This window comes from Streptomyces sp. S.PB5, assembly GCF_030403745.1.
Taxonomy (GTDB): Bacteria; Actinomycetota; Actinomycetes; order Streptomycetales; family Streptomycetaceae; genus Streptomyces.
The window spans coordinates 171,291-190,607 of record NZ_JAQMWP010000008.1 but is presented as its reverse complement, the minus strand read 5'-3'; the positions used below and the strand labels follow the sequence as shown (position 1 = coordinate 190,607).

Sequence of the window (19,317 nt, the reverse complement as noted above, 5' to 3'; positions counted from 1 at the left end):
TGGAACGGATACGCGCGCGTGGACGAACTCACGCGGGCCCAGGGGAGCGGAACTGAGTAGTTCCGCTCATGACAACGCCGTCTCCAGGGCGGAAGACTCCGGTCATGTCCTTCAGACGATCAGTTGCCCTGACCACCCTTGCCGCCCTCACGGCACTCACCATGACCGCGTGCGGGACCGAAAAGGCCGGGCAGACGGAGGCGGAGGCGGGGGCAGGGGCGCAGACGGGGGCCGCCGGTCCGACGCCCTCCTACTCCTACCCGCCTCCGCCCAAGTGCGCCCAGGCCGCCTCCACCCCCACGCCCCCGCCCTCCTCACCCCCCGCTTCGAGCCCGGCGGCCGGGAGCGGGCAGGAGGGGCCCGTGGACGCGCCGCCCAACTACGCCGACAACCACGCGTACCGGATGCGGGCGGGCTTGAGCGCGGAGCGGCAGGCCAGTGGGCTCGCGTCGGCCGAGCTCATCCGGAAGGAACTGGAGAAGGTCCGTGAAGAGGGCAGCTCGGGGGAGTACGGCGTCTTTCCCGACGCACGGGTCGAGGCGGCGCTCAAGCGGCTCGGCTGCGGAGAGGAGCACGGCGTCTCCGTCGGGGGCGGGTTCTACGCCGTCTACACCGGCATCGCGTGTGTGTCCGGGCGGGTCACGAAGGACGAGCTGACCTCCGAGGTGCACGGCGTCTACGCCGAGCCCCAGCCCGGCGAAGGGCCCTGTGTCGAGAACCGGGGAGGTCACTGACCCAGGGCCCCGAGCCGACGCCGACGCCGACGCACGCGCACGCGCGTGTGCGCTCAATTACGGCTTACGGCTTGTGGCTTACGGCTTCCGCTACGGCTTACCGCTCACCGCTTTCAGGTGCCGGCCGTAGAACCGGTTCACGTCCTCCCCCTCGAACCACGGAGTACCGGTGTGCCCGCCCATGTTGGCGTGCAGCGTCTTCTCCTTGCTGCCGAAGGCGTCGAACAGGTCCAGGGCGCGCTGCCGAGGGTTCCCCTCGTCGTCCCACTGCAGCAGCATCAGCAGCGGGATGGTGACCTGCCGGGCCTCCTCGCGCTGGGCGCGGGGCACGAAACCCCCGGCGTAGAAGCTCGCGGCGACTATGCGCGGCTCGATCGCCGCGAGGTGGACGCCGAGGGCCATCCACCCCGAGTACCCGACCGGGCCGCCGATCCCGGGCAGCGCGAGGAGGGCGTCCAGGGTGGTCCGCCAGTCCGGGACCGCCTTGTGGACCAGCGGGCCGACGAGGGACTCGAAGATGTCGTCGATGTGCTCGACCGGCTCGCCGGTCTGGAACGCCCGGCGGATGTCGGCGCGGGCCTGCTCCTCGGCGGCGGAACGGGGCCGGTCCCCGCATCCGGCGGCGTCGACGGTGGCCACCGCGTAGCCGTTCGCCGCGGTGTACCGGCCCCGGGCCACCAGCCGGGGCTGTGCCTTGGGCAGGCCGTTGTTGTGGGCCATGAGGATCAGCGGGACCGGTGCGGTGGATTCGGGTGTCCACAGGGTGCCCGGGATCTCGCCGAGGGTGAACTCGCGTTCGAGGACGCCGTCGTCGAGGCGCTGCTCGGAAGTGAAGTGCAGGGGGGTGGAATGCAGCGAAGTGGAGTGCATGGTCGTGCCTTTCGGGAGTGCGCGTGAACGGCGCTCCCGGACGACCTATCGCCCGACCGTGACCCCGGAGGGGAGCACCCATGTCGAAACAGCGTTCACGGGTACCACCTCCTCGTTCTCTCGCACGGCCTCCGGAAAGCTAGCAGCGGCCGTCGCGGTCCGCCAACAGGTTTTGCCCGCCGACGGGTTTTCCAAGGAGCCCCCTGGAAAACCCGTCGGCGGATCGGCTCAGGCGGGCCGCACCACACTGTGGATCGCGGACTCACCGTCGTAGTAGATCGACTCCTCGCGCACGTACGCCCCCGGCTTCGGCGCGTGGATCATCATCCCGTTGCCGATGTAGAGGCCGACGTGGGTGACGTCGTCGTAGAAGAAGACGAGGTCGCCGGGCTGGGCGTTGGCGAGGGAGACCGTGGTGCCGGCGTTCACCTGGTCGTAGGTGGTGCGCGGGAGGGAGATGCCGGCGGCGTTCCAGGCGGCCTGGGTGAGGCCGGAGCAGTCGTAGGAGTCGGGTCCGGTGGCGCCCCAGACGTACGGCTTGCCGATCTGCGAGCGCGCGAAGGCGAGCGCCTTCTTGGCCTTGGTGGCGTACGAGGAGTCCGTGGCCGTCGAGGAGGACGACGAGGACGTCGAGGAGGAAGACGAGGGCGAGGTGCTGCTCTCCGCGGCCTCGGCCGCCGCCGCTTCCTCCGCGGCCTTCTGCTCGGCCGCCTGCTGCTGCCTGGCCAGTTCGGCGGCCTTGCGGGCGGCTTCCTCCTGCTTCTGCTTCTCGATCGCCGCGAGCCGCGCCTTCTCCTCGGCGGTCAGCTTCGACAGCAACTCGCGGGCGTCGGACAGCTTCTGCTGGACGGTCGCCTTCGCGGTCTTCAGGTCGCTCTGCGTCTCGGTGAGCGTCTCGAGGCTCTTGGTGGCCTCCTGACGCTTCTTCATCGTCGCGGACTGCTGCGTGATGTAGTCGTCGACCGCGCCCTTCTGACGGGACGTCATACGACCCATCAGCTGCGTCTGGTCGAAGTAGTCCTGCGGGGTGTCCGCGAGCAGGAAGGTCGCCGTGTCGGGTGCGGAGGCGCCGGTGCGGTACTGGGCCGCGGCGAAGGTGCCGAGCTCCTCGCGGGCCTCGTTGAGATTCTGGGTGCGCCGGGCGACGTCGTCGAGGAGGGCGTCGACCTCCTTGCGCTGCTTGGCGGTCTTCTCCTTGGCCGAGTTGTACGTCTCGGTCGCGGACTCCGCCTGGCGGTAGAGGTCGCCGACCTTCTTCTCCACCTCCTCGATGCTCGGTTTGTCATCGGTGGAGGGGGCGGCGGTGGCCGTCTGGGAGAGCAGGGCCACCGAGGTGAGGGCGGCAGTGGCGAGGGCGGGGGTGCGTATGCCTGCCACGCGCGTACCGGCTGGAGGCGACTTGCGGTGCGACGCCAAGGTTGGCGACTCCTTCCAATGGTCCGCCTACCGAGTTAGCTGTCGGGTTCGGGCGGGTGGTTCGGAAGGTGTGCCCTACGGCCGTTCCCCGAAGGGAAGTCGGGCCGATTCACCCCAAGGTCGGTGTGGGTCCCCGGCTCCGGGCCGCCTGGAGGGGCGGACCGGATTGAGCGGAGGCCGCGCGACCCGGCGATGTTCGCCGGTGGGGGTCGTACGGCCTGTCCAGCACGGTAGCCAACGGGTGTGGCCCCTGTGAAGGTTGATGTTCGATATGCCCGATACATTTTCGTGACCTTAGGTCAGGGCCTCGCCGGTCGTGGTCAATACGGAAGGATCTGCGGCGAGTTAGACGTATTTCGACCGGAGTCTTCCGGAGTGGCGACGTCCGCCCGCTTCCGGACGCTAACTTCCAGTCGAGCCGGCTGAGCCACGGTCGGGTGCCGTGGTGTGCCAGGGGGATTGGGGACACGGCCATGAAGCTGCGTATGTCACTCGTCGTCGCTACCGGAGTCGCACTCACCGCCACCGCGGGCATCGCCCCCGCGACCGCCTCGGGGGGAAGCGGCGCGGGCAAGCCGACCGTCCGCGTCATCGCGACCGGCCTCGACAACCCGCGCCAGCTCTCGTACGACAGCGGACACCTGTACGTCGCCGAGGCCGGCCGGGGCGGCAAGAAGTGCATCGGGGAGGGCCCCGAGGGCGAGACCTGCATCGGTCTGTCCTCCGCCGTCAGCAAGATCTACTGGGACGGGGGCGCGTGGAAGCACTACCGGGTGGTGCGGGGTCTTCCCTCGGGCGCCGCCCCCGACGGCGGTTTCGCGACCGGCGTGGACGGCGTCTCCGCCCTCTACGGCGAGCTCTGGGGCGTGGAGACCTTCGCCCCGCCCGAGGCCGGTGTCCCGACCGGCCCGCCCTGGAACAAGCTCGGCAAGCTCCTGAAGATCACCCACGGCAAGGCGAGGACCGCCGCGGACATCACCGCCGTGGAGCTGAAGTACAACCCCCACAAGGCGAACGTCGAATCCAACCCGTACGCCGTCCTCGCCCTCCCCGACGGCCGCAAGATCGTCGCCGACGCCGCCGGGAACGACCTGGTCGTCGTCTCCCCGCACGGCAAGGCCCGCCCCTTCACCGTCTTCCCCGACCACGACAAACACGAGTCCGTCCCCGCCTCCCTCGCCCTCGGCCCCGACGGCAGCCTCTACGTCGGCGAGCTCAACGGCCTCACCGAGAAGCCCACCGCGCGCGTGTGGAAGGTCGACCCCTGGACCGGCAAGATCCTCGGCTGGAAATCGGGCTTCGGACCGATCACCGGGATCGCCTTCAACAACAGTGGTGACCTGTACGTCAGCCAGCTCCTCCAGGGCGTCGTGACCAAGGTCTCCGGCGGGCAGCGCACGCATGTGAAGGTGCCGTTCCCGGCGGGCGTGACCGTCGACCCCTACGACGGGAAGGTGTACGTCTCCGCCTGGTCGATCGCGGACCGTGACGGGACGGTTCTGGAGGGCGAGAAGACGCCGGGCGGCCAGGTCTGGAAGATCCTCGGGTTCTGAGACGGCCCGGGATGCGGCCTCGGAAAAGAGGCCATGTTCTCGGGGCGGCGGCGGGGTGTCAGTGGGGAGCCCTAGACTCGGGGAGCGATGAGCAGCCTCTTTGACGACAGCTTCCTGGCGGACCTCCAGGCCCCTAAGGGCCGCGAGGAGGAGCCCCCGCCACCGCCCGAGGACGAGCACGGACCGGAACCCGTTCCGGACGATCTGTTCGGCGGGAAGTTCGACGTGCCGCCGGACCGGGACGCGTACTACCGCGACGGCGCCCCGCGCCCGGTCCTGGACGCGGCCGCGCTCATCGAGGGACTCAACGAGAACCAGCGCGCGGCCGTGATCCACTCCGACACCCCGCTGCTCATCGTGGCCGGTGCCGGTTCCGGCAAGACACGGGTGCTCACCCACCGCATCGCCTACCTGCTGGCCGAGCGGAACGTCCACCCGGGCCAGATCCTCGCGATCACCTTCACCAACAAGGCCGCCGGCGAGATGAAGGAGCGCGTCGAACAGCTCGTCGGTCCGCGCGCCAACGCGATGTGGGTCATGACGTTCCACAGCGCGTGTGTGCGGATCCTGCGCAGGGAATCCAAGAAGCTCGGCTTCACGTCGTCGTTCTCGATCTACGACGCGGCCGACTCCAAGCGTCTGATGGCCCTGGTCTGCCGTGACCTCGACCTCGACCCCAAGCGCTTCCCGCCCAAGTCCTTCAGCGCCAAGATCTCGAACCTGAAGAACGAGCTGATCGACGAGGAGGACTTCGCCGCCCAGGCAACCGACGGCTTCGAGAAGACCCTCGCCCAGGCCTACGCCATGTACCAGTCGCGGCTGCGCGAGGCCAACGCCCTCGACTTCGACGACCTGATCATGACGACGGTCAATCTGCTGCGCGCCTTCCCGGACGTCGCCGAGCACTACCGCCGCCGCTTCCGCCATGTCCTGGTCGACGAGTACCAGGACACCAACCACGCCCAGTACGCGCTGGTCAGGGAACTGGTCGGGACGGGCGCGCACGACGAGGACACCCCGCCCAACGAGTTCGACGTCCCGCCCGCCGAGCTCTGCGTCGTCGGTGACGCCGACCAGTCGATCTACGCCTTCCGCGGTGCGACGATCCGCAACATCCTCCAGTTCGAGGAGGACTACCCGAACGCGACGACGATCCTGCTGGAGCAGAACTACCGCTCCACACAGACGATCCTGAGCGCGGCCAACGCGGTCATCGAGCGCAACGAGTCCCGCCGCCCCAAGAACCTGTGGACCAACGCGGGCGCGGGCGCGCGCATCACCGGCTATGTCGCCGACACCGAGCACGACGAGGCACAGTTCGTCGCCGAGGAGATAGACCGACTGACGGACTCGGGCGACGCGAAGGCCGGCGATGTCGCCGTCTTCTACCGCACCAACGCCCAGTCCCGAGTCTTCGAGGAGATCTTCATCCGCGTCGGCCTGCCCTACAAGGTCGTCGGCGGCGTCCGCTTCTACGAGCGCAAGGAGGTCCGGGACGTCCTGGCCTACCTGCGGGTGCTCGCCAACCCCGAGGACTCGGTGCCGCTGCGCCGGATCCTGAACGTCCCCAAGCGGGGCATCGGCGAGCGCGCCGAGGCGATGATCGACGCCCTCTCCCAGCGCGAGAAGATCAGCTTCCCGCAGGCGCTCAAGCGCGTCGACGAGGCGTACGGCATGGCCGCGCGGTCGACGAACGCCGTGAAGCGGTTCAACGTGCTGATGGAGGAGCTGCGGACGATCGTCGAGTCCGGCGCCGGACCCGCGACCGTCCTGGAGGCGGTGCTCGAACGCACCGGCTATCTCGCCGAGTTGCAGGCCTCCACCGACCCGCAGGACGAGACCCGCATCGAGAACCTCCAGGAACTCGCCGCCGTGGCCCTGGAGTTCGAGCAGGAGACGGCAGAGGGGGAGGATTCCCCCGGACTCGCCGCCTTCCTGGAGCGGGTCGCGCTCGTCGCCGACTCCGACCAGATCCCCGACGAGGACGAGGACGGCTCGGGCGTCATCACCCTGATGACTCTCCACACCGCCAAGGGACTTGAGTTCCCGGTCGTCTTCCTCACCGGCATGGAGGACGGCGTCTTCCCGCACATGCGCTCCCTCGGCCAGACCAAGGAACTGGAGGAGGAGCGGCGCCTCGCCTACGTCGGCATCACGCGCGCGCGGGAGCGGCTGTACCTGACCCGCTCGTCGTTGCGGAGCGCGTGGGGGCAGCCGTCGTACAACCCGCCCTCGCGGTTCCTGTCGGAGATCCCGGAACAGCACGTCGACTGGAAGCGGACGGGTGCCACGGCTCCGGCGCCCTCGTCCGGCGGCCCGGCCTCCGGTGTCGCCGCCTCGCTGTCCTCGTCCCGCTCCCGCTCCTCGGCCAGGGGCGCGTCCGGCTTCGCCACGAGCCGCGCTTCCGACAAGCCGGTCGTCTCGCTGGCCGTCGGTGACCGGGTCACCCACGACCAGTTCGGGCTCGGCACCGTGACTTCGGTGAAGGGCACGGGGGCGAACGCGGAGGCGACCATCGACTTCGGGGACGCCAAGCCGAAGCGGTTGCTGCTGCGGTATGCGCCCGTGGAGAAGCTGTAGCCGTACGAAGTGAGCCCCCGCCGTGAAGGGCGGGGGCTCACAAGGAAGTCGAGTCGGCGCTCACGTCGGGTCCAGGCCGTGGCTGCGCAGCCACGGCAGCGGGTCGATCGCCGAGCCGCCGCCCGGGCGCACCTCGAAGTGCAGGTGCGGGCCGGTGGAGTTGCCGGAGTTGCCGCTGTACGCGATCGGGTCGCCGGCCTTGACCGTCGTACCGGAGGCGACGCGGTAGCTGGAGAGGTGGCAGTACCACGTCTCCGTGCCGTCCTTCGCGGTCACGATCATCATGTTGCCGTAGGCGCTGTTCCACTGCGTGCGCACGACGCCGTCGGTTGCGGCCATCACCGTGGTGCCGTACGAGACCGGGAAGTCGATGCCGGTGTGCACGGACATCCAGTTGATGCCGGCCTGGCCGTAGTAGGCGCTGAGGCCCCTCTGCGCGACCGGGAGGGCGAACTTGGGGCGCAGCCGCTCCTTGCGGGCCGCCTCCTCCGCCGCCTTCTTCTTCTCGGCCTCCTGCTGCGCCTTGAGGTCGATGCGCTCCTGCGTACGGCTGACCCGGTCGCCGAAGTCGTCGGCGCCCGCGGAGAGGCTCTCGAGCTGGGTGTCCAGCTTGTTGTTCGCGGCGGACGGCTTGACGGACTTGGTCGTGGCGTCGGACGCGGTCGTCGAGGTGTCCTTGTCGTCGCTCAGTCCGCCGACGGAGGCCGCGGCGATCCCGGTGACACCCATGACGCAGGCGGAGGGCACGGCGATCTTCATCAGCGCGGAGCGCTTGGCGGGCGTGCGGCGCCGGGAGCGGTTCGCGTTGCGGGTGGCCATGCGCGAGCCCGGGGCGGGGGCCGGGGTGGCGTCTTCCTGGCCGTCGAGGAGAGGGTCGACGTCGTCCTCGGCGAGGGCGGGCAGCTCACCGGTGGCGCTCAACTCGGTGTCGTGACCGGCCGGTTCCTCGTACGAGAGCTGCTCGAACATCGCTGTCGACTGGTGGTCGACGGGCTCTTCGTGGAGCTGTGTGGCCGCGGTGCCGCCGTCGGAGTTCCACTGCGTGGCGTCGTACGCGCCGGTGTCGAAGGCCTGCGTGCCCCATTCCCAGTGCTGGGTCTGGTCGGCCGCGTTGCCGGACTGGTCGGGCTGGAGCCAGGCGCCCGCGTCACTCCCCCCGAGGGGGGACCCCCAACCGCTCGCGTCCGCGGCACCGGCCTGCGGGGGGATCGCGGAGAGCTGCTGATGCTCCCCGGTCCAGCCCGTGGTGTCGTACGCGCCGGTGTCGTAGGCGGCGTGGTGCTGGGCCGCGTACGCGTCGTAGTTCAGGGTCTGCTGGCTGCCCGTGGACCAGTGGCCGGTGTCGTACGACCCGGTGCTGTCACCGGGGAGACTGCCGAACAGGGGGTCCGTGTCGAAGTGCGTGGTGGTGTGGGCGCCCGTGTCGTAGCCGTAAGCGGTGTGGTCACCGTACTGAGCTTCCTGAGCGCCGTACGACGCGTAGTGCGCCGAGGCATCGGAAGCCGGAGCCGGGGTCGTCATGGTCCCCGACGGGTACGGGTCGTTCACCAACTTCTCTTTCGCCTCGACAACAGGGGCTGCCAGAGCAGTGCGGCGACTGTACCCGGCGGTACGCGGGCACGACAATCTTCGGCAGGTTTCGCGCTTTCAGGAAACGGGCATTCGGCCGTGTTTCGGGGGACTGCGGACGCGGGTTTGGCCTTGTGTTCGAAGAGTGTTCGATGTCGGTCGGCTGTCCGAGGGTTGTCACGCCACTGTCAGGCCGCCGGCGTGGGCGGCGGCTTCGGCTCCTGTCCGTGTCGAGTCGAGTGCCTGCCGTATCCCCGTCGCGACGGCCGGGTGCACGGGCAGGGCGAGATGCCCGATCCCGCTCACCCGCACGTTCTGCACCATCAGGTCGGGATGGTCGATACAGGCGGTCTCCAACGGGTCCATCAAGTGGTCGAGGTCGCTCCAGAAGCTCACGAAGTGCGTCCGGCAGCCGGGCGCGGGCCGGGTCAGCTCCTCGAGGACGTCCGAGCCCGGGCGCATCTGGCGCACGATCGGGTGCGCGTTCGCCAGCGGCACCACACGGGTGCCGGAGTGCGGGGTACCGAGCGTGACCAGGGTGCGGACGCGCACGTCACCGCCGAGGCACTGCACGTAGTAGCGCGCTATCAACCCGCCCAGGCTGTGCCCGACGACATCGACCTCCTTGCTGCCGGTGCGCTCGCAGATCTCCTCTATGTGCCGGCCGAGCAGCTCGGCCGCGGTGCGGATGTCGCACGTCAGCGGGGAGTAGTTGAGCGACTCGACCTGCCTGCGGCCGTGCTGGAGGAGGCTGCGGCGCAGCAGGACGAAGACCGAGCGGTTGTCGATGAAGCCGTGCAGCAGCACGACGGGCGGCATCGTCTCCGTCGGGAGCTGTGCGGGGCCGTCCTGGGAGGGGAGCGGGACGGCCGGCGCACGGCGTTCCTGCATGACACCCGAGGGATAGAGGAGGAGATGGCCGGCGAGGATCGCGAACTCCAGGGCGGTCGCCTTCAGGAGCGCCACGGACAGTCCCGCGAGTCTGCTTGGGAGCAGCCGCTGACAGAGCGGAAGAAAGGGCGCCATTGCCCTGGTGACCTTCATGGCCGACCTCCAGTCGGCACACGTGGAGACTGCTCTGTCCCCCGTGTGCCCTCGTGGGAGGCCGCGGCGGAGGCGGTCGGCGCGGCATGCGGAGGGCGCGTGGGGTGAGCGCGGCGTGCGGCGCGAGTGGAGCGTGGTGCGCCGCCGACATGACGAGGCTCTCTGCCGGTGTGGCGACGAGGCTCCCCGCTGTCGTGCCTTACCTGCCCTGCGTGCCCTTCGTGCCGGCGTCGACGCGCCGCACCACCACGACGCGGGGCTCGCGGCGCGGTGGTGCGGCGACCTCGTTGCGGCTCCCGTTGCGCTTGCTCCCGCTGCGGTACGGGTGCCGCAGTCTCCTGCGGTCCCTGTGCCGCAAAGACTTGGAACGGTGCGCGGCGAACGTGTCCCACCGTGTGATTTCCCCCTCGGTCCGCACCGCGAAACTGCCGGTTACGGGATGCTGGAGATAACGTTCGTTCACTTCCTTGCACGATGGGGTGTGAGGACGTCCGTGCCGTGCGGTACTTGTCGGTGGGGACGTGTGTAGTCGCTTCATGGAGGCAGTGATGGGTGTGGCAGCCGGTCCGATCCGCGTGGTGGTGGCCAAGCCGGGGCTCGACGGCCACGATCGCGGGGCCAAGGTCATCGCGCGGGCGCTGCGCGACGCGGGCATGGAGGTCATCTACACCGGCCTCCACCAGACCCCCGAACAGATCGTCGACACCGCGATCCAGGAAGACGCCGACGCCATCGGACTCTCCATCCTCTCCGGCGCCCACAACACCCTCTTCGCCGCGGTGATCGACCTCCTGAAGGAACGGGACGCGGCGGACATCCTCGTCTTCGGCGGCGGCATCATCCCCGAGGCGGACATCGCGCCCCTGAAGGAGAAGGGGGTCGCGGAGATCTTCACGCCGGGCGCGACCACTCAGTCGATCGTGGACTGGGTCCGGGCGAACGTGCAGGAGCCGGCCGGGGCCTGAGCGCTCCGCCGGATCTACGGCGAGGGGTTGTCGGTCGGCTGCGGGGCCGTCGTGGCCGGTCGGGCCCACACTGCGGAGCCGCACATCCGGTACGGCCCCGCGCCCCTTCAGGGCGCTGTCACCGCAGTCGACTTCACCGGCTCCGCTCAGGCCGCTCCGACGTGCGGTCGGGCAGAGGCCGCCGCTGCTGGGGGCTGCGCCCCCAGAGCCCTGCTGCGACCCGAACGGCCTTGCCCTGAAACGCCGGACGGGCCGGTGGGGGCCGCCGGCCGGCGTGATCAGGACACCCCCAGCTCCTCGGCCATGGTCGCCCGCAACCGCAGCGTCGTGACCAGCCTCTGGAACGCCTCCGCCCAGTAGCCCCCCGCCCCGGGACTCGCGTCCTCCGACTCGTCCGGCACCGCTGTCAGCCCTTCGAGCCGACCCGCCTCGCAAGGGTCGAGACACCGCTCGGCCAGCCCCATCACCCCACTGAAACTCCATGGATAACTCCCCGCGTCCCGCGCGATGTTGAGCGCGTCCACCACGGCCCGCCCGAGCGGCGGTGCCCACGGCACCGCACACCCCCCGAGCAGCTGGAACGCCTCCGACAACCCGTGCGCCGAGATGAACCCGGCCACCCACTCGGCCCGCTCGGCGGAGCCCAACGTGCCGAGCAACTTCGCCCGTTCCGCCAGGGACACCGCCCCGGGGCCACCCGCCTCGGGCGCTCCCGGCGCTCCCAGCAGCGCGCGGGCCCACAGCGCGTCCCGCTGCCGTACGGCCGCCCGGCACCACGCGGCATGCAGTTCGGACCGCCAGTCGTCCGTCACCGGCAACGCCACGATCTCCGCGGGCGTCCGCCCACCGAGCCGCCCCGGCCACGTCCCGAGCGGCGCCGCCTCCACCAACTGCCCGAGCCACCACGACCGTTCACCCCGTCCCGCCGGAGCCTTGGGCACCACACCGTCCCGCTCCATGCTCGCGTCGCACTCGTGCGGAGCCTCAACGGTGATCGCCGGCGTCTCCCGCGTACGGTCCACGGCCACGCAGGCCGCCGCTCTGGCCGCCATCCGCCCGGCGAGCGCCGAGCCCGGCAGCGCGGAGAGCAACTCCGCCGCCGTGGCCCGGACATTGCGGCTCCGATCGGCCAGCGCCTGCTCCAGGAACGGCTCGTCGTCCGCCCCGAGCCCCGTCCGCAACGAGTCGAGGAACATCAGCCGGTCCTCGGCCCGCTCCGTCGCCCATGTCGTCGACAGCAGCTCGCGCGCGGCGGCGGGCTCCCGGGCCCGTATCGCGGCGAGCAGCGCGACCCGCTCGGCGAACAGGCCCTCCTGCCACAGCTGTCGGACCCGCTCGGCGTCCTGCGGCGGCGCAGCGTCCCCGCCCGGCGCCGCCCGCAGGGCGAACCGCCAGTCCGGGTTCAGCCGGGCCAGCCACATGGCCCGCGGCCCTGCGAACGCGAGCGTCGCCGGCCGCAGATCCGTACGCCCCCGCGCCGCGTCCAGCAACGCGGGCAGTGCCTCCGCGGGCGCCGCGTAACCCTGCCCGTTCGCCGCCGCGAGCCACTGCGGCAGCAGTTCCATGAGATCCGGCGCGGTGCCCCGACGGCCACCGCCGCCCGCACCCGGACGGTCGGCCAGCAGCAACGCCAGCCTGCGGGCCGCCGCCCGGGGCAGCGCCGGGCGCGGGTCCTCGGGGGCCGGCTCAGGCAGCGCCGCCGCCCGGGCGGGCCGCAACCCGGCCCGCCGCCGCACGGTCTCCGCCGCCGCCGCGTCCAGCAGCACGACCGGCGCCTCCCGCCCCACCGCACCACCTGGCGGGGTGCGCCGCTCCGTCCCGAGCAGGGCGGTGGTGACGAGCTCCTCCCAGACGCCCTGCGCGGACGCATCCACAGGTGTGGACATGCTGTTCATGCGGGTCCTTTCCGTAGGGCGCCCCGGAGTGCGGGACGGATTGCGCGGCGGGTGAGCCTGTGGGTGTGGGTGTGGGTGTGGGTGTGGGTGTGGGTGTGGGCGTCGGCGGGGTGTGCGGTGCGTGAGATGTGCGCGGCGTGCGCGGTGGAGGCGATGCGGCCACGTCGGCCGACGCGGGTGACGTGAGTGACCTGAGTGACGTAGACGTTCGTGTCCGTGTGCCTGCTCCTGGCCGTGATGCGAGTGACGTGCGTGTTGCTGTCCGTGTCCGTGTATGCCGTTCGGTCGGCTCGCGTGGCGTGGACGTTGGTGTGCGTGTCTGCTCCCAGGTCGATGACAGTGGAGTGGGCGCCGGCGAGCGCGGTGGACCCGTCCCGGCCCCGGCCCGGATCGCGCGGGCGGCGGTACGCAGGCGCGCCGCGCGGTCCTGGCGGTTCAGCACAGCGGTATTCCTTCGCCGGGCCCTTCCGGCCAGGCCGTCAGCGGGGTGAAGCCGCGGTGGCCGCACTCGCCGAAGACCTTGACCGGGGCGCCGCCGGAGAGGGCGACCAGGCGCCAGAGGCCCGGGCGGGCGCGGGCGGCGGGGGTGAGGGGGAGTGCCGACTCCCCGTCGGCGTCCGCCAGTTGCCAGCTGTCGCCGTCCGGGGCCGGGACGACCCGGTCCAGGGTCACCGGGACGGAGTCCAGCCACGGGTCGTCCCGCAGCGCCGTCCCGTAGCGGGCCGCAGCCTGGGCCGTCGTCACCCCCGGCGGGCGGGTCGCCGCGGGCGCGGGCGGTGTGAACTGCTCGCCCAGCGCGGCCCGCAGCTGCCCGGCCCCCGGGTAGGCGGTCACCTCCGCGTCCAGGACCAGGCCCACCGGCAGAGCGAGTTCCGGGGCGCGGCCCGCGGCGCCGTAGGAGAGGAGCAGGACGGTGCGGCCGGAGTCGGTGCCGTGCAGCCAGACCCGGCGGGTGGTCAGCTTGGCGTCCGACGTGTCGTACTGGGCGAGCACCAACCAGCGGTCCCGTGCCGCGGGGCCGTCCGCCGAGGCGGGCAGACCGATCCGGGAACGGACCGTCGCCGCGAGCCCGGCGGGCAGCTGCTCGCGCCGCAGCCAGCCCTGGTCCAGGAGATGGATCAGGGCGCACTCCTCCAGCAGCCGCACCGGCCAGCCGGGACCGGACGACGGGATCGCCCCCAACTCCCTTACCCGTGCGGCCAGCCCGGGCGCCTGGGCGTCGACCATGCGGGCCGCCGTCTCCTCCCACAGCCCGTACCCCGCCTGCTCCGCACCGGCCAGCCCGCCGCGCAGCAGGTCCGCGAGCCGCTGCTCCAGCTCCGTCGCCCCCGCGGTGACCAGCCCGGCGCGGCGCTCAGCGCGACGCCGTGCGGCCTCCGGATCGCCGTTGCCGCCACCGGACGTCGGGGCGGTCCGCTTCTCCTCCGCGCGCTTCCTTCTCCCTTCTATCCACTCCTCCGCCCAGTCCGGCGCCGCCCCCTGCGGCACGGCCTCGTCTCCCCCCGCCCAGAGCAGCAGCAGCCCGAGCGCGTGCTTGCACGGGAACTTGCGGCTCGGACAACTGCACTTGTACGCGGGCCCGGACACGTCCGCGATGTCGACGACCGTCTGATACGGCCGGCTCCCGCTCCCCTTGCACAGCCCCCACACCGTCCCCTCGTCGGAACTCCCCGCCTCGGACCACGGCCCCGCCGCCCCGAGTTTGCTTCCCGCTTTGCGTGACGCGGCGTCAGGCGCCAGTGCCAGCACCTGGTCCGCGCTCCAGCGCACCCCCTGCTGAGTCATGTCTTCGACGGTAGAACCCACCACTGACAATCGTCCTCGCAGCGGCGACGGCGCGAGGCCGCGAAAGTGCGTTTTCGCAGGTCACATCGCGTTGTCAGTGGCGTGGTGCACGGTGGACACCAGATCCGAACCGGCCGAGCTGGAGGGGGCTCTCAGCCATGTCTGTGTCCGTAGCCGCGGTACCCGTCGATTCCGAAGAGCAAGAGCCGACCGAGGAGTTGCGTCCGCACGCCGAGGACGCCTTCGCCGCCGAACTCGCCGCGCTGGCCGTGCAGGACGACCGTCCGCGCCCGGCCCGCTGGAAGCTGTCGCCGTGGGCGGTGGCGACGTATCTGCTCGGCGGCACCCTGTCCGACGGCACGGTGATCACACCGAAGTACGTGGGTCCGCGCCGCATCGTCGAGGTCGCCGTCACCACGCTGGCCACCGACCGCGCCCTGCTCCTGCTCGGCGTGCCCGGGACCGCGAAGACCTGGGTCTCCGAGCATCTGGCCGCCGCGGTCAGCGGCGACTCCACGCTGCTGGTGCAGGGTACGGCCGGCACCCCGGAGGAGGCGATCCGGTACGGCTGGAACTACGCGCAGCTGCTCGCGAACGGCCCGAGCCGAGACGCGCTGGTGCCCAGCCCGGTGATGCGGGCCATGGCACAGGGGATGACGGCGCGGGTGGAGGAGCTGACCCGTATCCCCGCCGACGTGCAGGACACGCTCATCACGATCCTGTCGGAGAAGACGCTGCCGATACCGGAGCTGGGGCAGGAGGTGCAGGCCGTCCGCGGCTTCAACCTCATCGCCACGGCCAACGACCGCGACCGCGGGGTCAACGACCTCTCCAGCGCCCTGCGCCGCCGTTTCAACACGGTCGTGCTGCCGCTGCCGGAGAGCGTCGAGGCCGAGGTCGACATCGTCTCGCGGCGCGTCGACCAGATCGGCCGCTCCCTCGACCTGCCGGCCGTCCCCGAGGGGATCGACGAGATCCGCCGCGTGGTGACCGTCTTCCGCGAACTGCGCGACGGAATCACCTCGGACGGCCGTACGAAGGTCAAGTCGCCCAGCGGCACGCTCTCCACGGCGGAGGCGATCTCCGTCGTCACCAACGGCCTCGCCCTGGCCGCCCACTTCGGGGACGGCGTGCTGCGGGCCGGCGATGTCGCCGCGGGCATCCTCGGCGCGGTCGTCCGCGATCCGGCGGCGGACCGTGTCATCTGGCAGGAGTACCTGGAGGCGGTCGTGCGGGAGCGGGACGACTGGAAGGACTTCTACCGCGCCTGCCGGGAGGTCAGCGTATGAGCGGGGACGACCTGGGGTGGGGGCGCCCGGGAGGGGGCCAGGGCTCGGGCGGGTCCGGCGGCTCGGGTGGTTCGGGCGGCGGTCAGGGGCGGGTGGCTTAGCCCGCATGACGGCCGGGGGCGTCGGGGCGGCGGTGATGGCCTCGCCCCTCAGCGGGCCGGTGGTCGCGGCCGGTGGTTCTGGAGAGGCGGGGGACGGTGTGACGGGACGTGAGAGGGGCGGGGACGTGGTCGCGGCTGGGGTGCCCGTGAGCGACTCGCGCGGGGTGACCGGGGGCAGGGGAAGCGGGGATGCGGTGGAGGACGCGGCCGGGGGGACTGCGGGCGGCTGGAAGGGGGCGACTGTCGACGGCGGGAGCGGGGCGGGCGTGACCGATGGACGCAACGGGGCGGTCGTCGGTGACGTGAGCGAGGCGGCCGTGGGTCGCGCGAGCTCGGACGCTGTCGGCACGGAGCCGTTGCTGCTCGGCGTGCGGCATCACGGACCCGGTTCGGCGCGGGCGGTACGGGCTGCGCTGGACGCGGCGCGGCCGCGGGTCGTTCTGATCGAGGGCCCGCCCGAGGCCGACGGCCTGATCCCGCTGGCCGCCGAGGAGGACATGCGGCCGCCGGTCGCCCTCCTCGCCCATGCCGTGGACGAGCCGGGCCGGTCGGCGTTCTGGCCGCTGGCCGAGTTCTCCCCGGAGTGGGTGGCGATCCGCTGGGCGCTGGAGCACGAAGTCCCGGCGCGGTTCATCGACTTGCCGGCGACGCACTCGCTGGCGTGGGAGAGGGGCGCGGCCGACGAGACGGTGAGGGAGCGGGCCGACGGGGCGGTGTCCGGGGGAACCGGTGGGCCGGGGGGAGCGGGTGCCGGTGGGGCCGGCTCTGTCGCGGTCGACTCCGTCGCGGTCGGCGGGCCGGTCGGTGAGCTGGCCGGGGCGCCTGCCTCCCGCGCTCCCGATGCCGAAGGAACCGCGCCGGGGGTGGCGCGTGGTGCCGAGGGAGTTGCGTCGGAGGTGGCGCCTGGTGCCGAGGGAGTTGCGTCGGGGCGGCCGCGTGATGTCGGGGGAGCCTTCCTGGGCCTGGCGCGTGACGCGGACGGGCCTGCTCCGGATCCGGCGCGTGGCGCCGTCGGAGCCGCTCTGGGTCCGGCGCGTGATGTCGACGGATCTGCCCCGGGCCCGGTGCGTGATGCCGATGGAGCCGCTCTGGATCCGGCGCGTGATGCCGATGGACGTGTCCCGGTCTCGGTGCGCGTTGCCGACGGACCCGCCCCGGCTCCGGCACGCGATGCCGACGGACCCGCCCCGGACCCGGCGTGCGATGCCGATGTCCGTATTGACCCCCTCGCCGTGCTCGCCGACGCGGCCGGTTATGACGACCCCGAGCGGTGGTGGGAGGACGTCGTCGAGCATCGGGGGATCGGGGACGGGGATGCGTTCGCGCCGTTCGTCGTGCTCGAAGAGGCCATGGGGGCGTTGCGCGAGACCTACGGGAGCGGTGGGCATGAGCGGGATCTCGTGCGGGAGGCGTACATGCGGCTCCAGGTGCGGGCGGCCCAGCGGGAGTTCGGGGGCGGGGTGGCCGTGGTGTGCGGGGCGTGGCACGTGCCCGCGCTGCGGCGGAAGAGCTCCGTCACCGCCGACCGGGCGTTGCTGAAGGGGCTGCCCAAGGTCAAGACGGACATGACGTGGGTGCCGTGGACGTACCGGCGGCTGGCCCGGGTCAGCGGGTACGGGGCCGGGATCGACTCGCCGGGTTGGTACGGGCATCTGTTCAGCGCGCCGGACCGGCCGGTCGAGCGGTGGATGACCAAGGTGGCGGGGCTGCTGCGGCAGGAGGACCGGATCGTCTCCTCGGCCCATGTCATCGAGGCGGTGCGGCTGGCGGAGACGCTCGCGGCGATGCGCGGCCGCCCGCTGGCCGGGCTGAGCGAGACGACCGACGCGGTGCGGGCCGTGATGTGCGAGGGCTCGGACGTGCCGCTGGCGCTGGTGCGGGACCGGCTGGTCGTGGGGGACGTGCTCGGGGAGGTGCCGCGGACGGCGCCCGCGGTGCCGTTGCAGCGGGACCTGGACCGGACGCAACGCCGGCTGCGGCTCAAACCGGAGGCGCTGGAGAGGGAGTTGGAGCTCGACCTGCGCAAGGAGACCGACGCCGGGCGGAGCAGGCTGCTGCACCGACTGCGGCTGCTCGGCGTCGGCTGGGGCGAGCCGGTGGCGTCGCGGGGGAGCACGGGGACGTTCCGGGAGACATGGCGGCTGCGGTGGGAGCCCGAACTGTCCGTGCGGATCGCGGAAGCAGGGGTGTGGGGCACGACCGTGCTCGCCGCGGCGACCGCCAAGGCGGAGGCGGACGCCGTCGCCGCCCCGAGCCTCGCCGACGTCACGGCGCTCGCCGAACGCTGCCTGCTGGCCGGACTGCCCGACGCCCTCCCGGTCGTGATGCAGGTCCTCGCCGACCGTGCCGCCCTCGACGCCGACGTCGGCCACCTAGCCCAGGCCCTCCCCGCCCTGGTCCGCTCCCTCCGCTACGGCGACGTGCGCGGCACGGACACCCACGCCTTGACGGAGGTCGCCGCGGGCCTCGCCGAACGGGTCTTTGTCGGCCTCCCTCCGGCCTGCGCCGCGCTCGACACGGAGGCGGCGGAGGAGATGCGGCGCCACGTTGACTCGGTGCATGGGGCGGTGGGGTTGCTCGGGGACGCGGGGGTGACGGGACGGTCGGTACCGGAGGGGGATGCGGTGGCCGGGCGGCCCGTGCCGGACGGGGGTGTCGCGGCCAGGCGTTCCGTGCCGGACGCGGGTGCCGTGGCCGGAGGGGAGGGCGTGGGTGGCGTCGTGCCGGCCGGTGCCGTCGGTTCCCCGCACGGTGATCTCCGTCTCCGGTGGCGGGCCGTGCTGCGGGTGTTGTCGGGGCGGGACACCGTGCCCGGGGTCATTCGGGGGCGGGCCGTGCGGTTGCTGCTGGATGACGGGGAGTTGGGGCAGGACGAGGCGGCGCGGCTCATGGGGCTCGTGCTGTCGCCGGGGACGCCGCCGGCGGATGCGGCCGCGTGGATCGAGGGGTTCGTCGGGGGCGGGGCCGGGGGCGGGATGCTGCTCGTGCACGACGAGCGGCTGCTCGGGCTCGTCGACGCGTGGCTCACCGGGGTTCCGGCGGAGGCGTTCACGGATGTACTGCCGTTGCTGCGGCGGACGTTCTCGGCGTACGAGCCGGGGGTGCGGCGGACGCTCGGCGAGCTGGTGCGGCGGGGGCCGGGGCAGCGGGGGAGCGCGGCGGACGGTGGTTCCGGCATACCGGGGTTCGCCGGGGACCTCGATACAGCGCGGGCGGATGCCGTGCTGCCGGTGGTCCGGCTGTTGCTGGGGCTGGACGACGACGGGATCGGACACGGCGGTGACAGCGGCGGCCCAGGGGGTGCCGACAGCGACCAGGGAGACGGTGACAACGAGCTGATGGGGGTGGGGACATGACAACCGATGTGCTGAGCGGACCCAGGGAGCGGGCCGAAGCGGTGGACGCCGGCAGGGACGAGCGAAGGGCACTGGTCGTGGCCGACAGCCGGCCGCCGATCGTCAGGGTGATGCCGCTCTGGGCGCGGCCCCAGGAGGTCGACGGATGACAGTCGAGACG

At 72.1% G+C, this 19,317-nt stretch carries 13 protein-coding genes and 1 riboswitch; of the genes, 7 read left to right on the top strand and 6 right to left on the bottom strand.

Annotation, left to right across the window (positions count from 1 at the left end; translation table 11 throughout):
• Window positions 1-104 precede the first annotated feature (104 nt).
• Window positions 105-734 carry a hypothetical protein gene (locus PH203_RS22065; RefSeq protein WP_289922078.1) on the top strand — a complete coding sequence of 210 codons (630 nt, stop codon included), beginning with the start codon at window positions 105-107 and terminating at the stop codon, window positions 732-734.
• A gap of 90 nt (window positions 735-824) precedes the next feature.
• On the opposite strand, the gene PH203_RS22060 is transcribed toward PH203_RS22065, so the two are convergent.
• Window positions 825-1,574 (bottom strand): alpha/beta hydrolase, encoded by a 750-nt coding sequence (locus tag PH203_RS22060; RefSeq protein ID WP_289922463.1) that lies wholly within the window; start codon window positions 1,572-1,574, stop codon window positions 825-827.
• Window positions 1,575-1,832: 258 nt separating this feature from the next.
• Entirely contained in the window at window positions 1,833-3,020 is a 1,188-nt protein-coding gene (locus tag PH203_RS22055; protein WP_289922077.1) for a C40 family peptidase, read from the bottom strand.
• Between the two features lie 7 nt (window positions 3,021-3,027).
• Window positions 3,028-3,189: riboswitch (cyclic di-AMP (ydaO/yuaA leader) on the bottom strand.
• Between the two features lie 304 nt (window positions 3,190-3,493).
• Between PH203_RS22055 and PH203_RS22050 the strand changes: the two genes are divergently transcribed.
• Window positions 3,494-4,573, top strand: coding sequence for a ScyD/ScyE family protein (locus tag PH203_RS22050; RefSeq protein WP_289922076.1), 1,080 nt, complete (start codon window positions 3,494-3,496; stop codon window positions 4,571-4,573).
• Between the two features lie 87 nt (window positions 4,574-4,660).
• Entirely contained in the window at window positions 4,661-7,153 is a 2,493-nt protein-coding gene (gene pcrA / locus PH203_RS22045; protein WP_289922074.1) for a DNA helicase PcrA, read from the top strand.
• A gap of 60 nt (window positions 7,154-7,213) precedes the next feature.
• Here pcrA and PH203_RS22040 read toward each other — a convergent pair whose 3' ends face one another.
• Both PH203_RS22040 and PH203_RS22035 read right to left on the bottom strand, forming a co-directional pair.
• The gene (locus tag PH203_RS22040; RefSeq protein ID WP_289922462.1) at window positions 7,214-8,674 is read right to left on the bottom strand and encodes a M23 family metallopeptidase; all 1,461 of its coding nucleotides are present in this window, start codon (window positions 8,672-8,674) and stop codon (window positions 7,214-7,216) included.
• Between the two features lie 225 nt (window positions 8,675-8,899).
• Window positions 8,900-9,766, bottom strand: a complete 867-nt coding sequence (locus tag PH203_RS22035; RefSeq protein ID WP_289922073.1) for an alpha/beta fold hydrolase — start codon at window positions 9,764-9,766, stop codon at window positions 8,900-8,902.
• A 548-nt stretch (window positions 9,767-10,314) separates the two neighbouring features.
• Between PH203_RS22035 and PH203_RS22030 the strand changes: the two genes are divergently transcribed.
• Window positions 10,315-10,731: a cobalamin B12-binding domain-containing protein gene (locus tag PH203_RS22030; protein WP_289922072.1), complete on the top strand. Its 417-nt coding sequence runs from the start codon at window positions 10,315-10,317 to the stop codon at window positions 10,729-10,731.
• A 278-nt stretch (window positions 10,732-11,009) separates the two neighbouring features.
• On the opposite strand, the gene PH203_RS22025 is transcribed toward PH203_RS22030, so the two are convergent.
• Complete coding sequence (locus PH203_RS22025) at window positions 11,010-12,617, bottom strand: DUF5691 domain-containing protein (RefSeq protein ID WP_289922461.1); 1,608 nt, start codon at window positions 12,615-12,617, stop codon at window positions 11,010-11,012.
• 444 nt (window positions 12,618-13,061) lie between these two features.
• The gene (locus PH203_RS22020; RefSeq protein WP_289922071.1) at window positions 13,062-14,411 is read right to left on the bottom strand and encodes an SWIM zinc finger family protein; all 1,350 of its coding nucleotides are present in this window, start codon (window positions 14,409-14,411) and stop codon (window positions 13,062-13,064) included.
• Window positions 14,412-14,569: 158 nt separating this feature from the next.
• Here PH203_RS22020 and PH203_RS22015 point away from each other — a divergent pair, with 158 nt between their 5' ends.
• The 3 genes from PH203_RS22015 to PH203_RS22005 all read left to right on the top strand — a co-directional run bounded on the left by PH203_RS22015 (window position 14,570) and on the right by PH203_RS22005 (window position 19,306).
• Entirely contained in the window at window positions 14,570-15,700 is a 1,131-nt protein-coding gene (locus PH203_RS22015) for an AAA family ATPase (RefSeq protein ID WP_289922070.1), read from the top strand.
• Window positions 15,701-16,118: 418 nt separating this feature from the next.
• Window positions 16,119-19,157 (top strand): DUF5682 family protein, encoded by a 3,039-nt coding sequence (locus PH203_RS22010; RefSeq protein WP_289922460.1) that lies wholly within the window; start codon window positions 16,119-16,121, stop codon window positions 19,155-19,157.
• On the top strand, window positions 19,154-19,306 hold the full coding sequence (locus PH203_RS22005) for a hypothetical protein (RefSeq protein WP_289922069.1): 153 nt from the start codon (window positions 19,154-19,156) through the stop codon (window positions 19,304-19,306). Before PH203_RS22010 ends, PH203_RS22005 begins: the two co-directional genes overlap by 4 nt.
• Window positions 19,307-19,317: the final 11 nt, after the last annotated feature.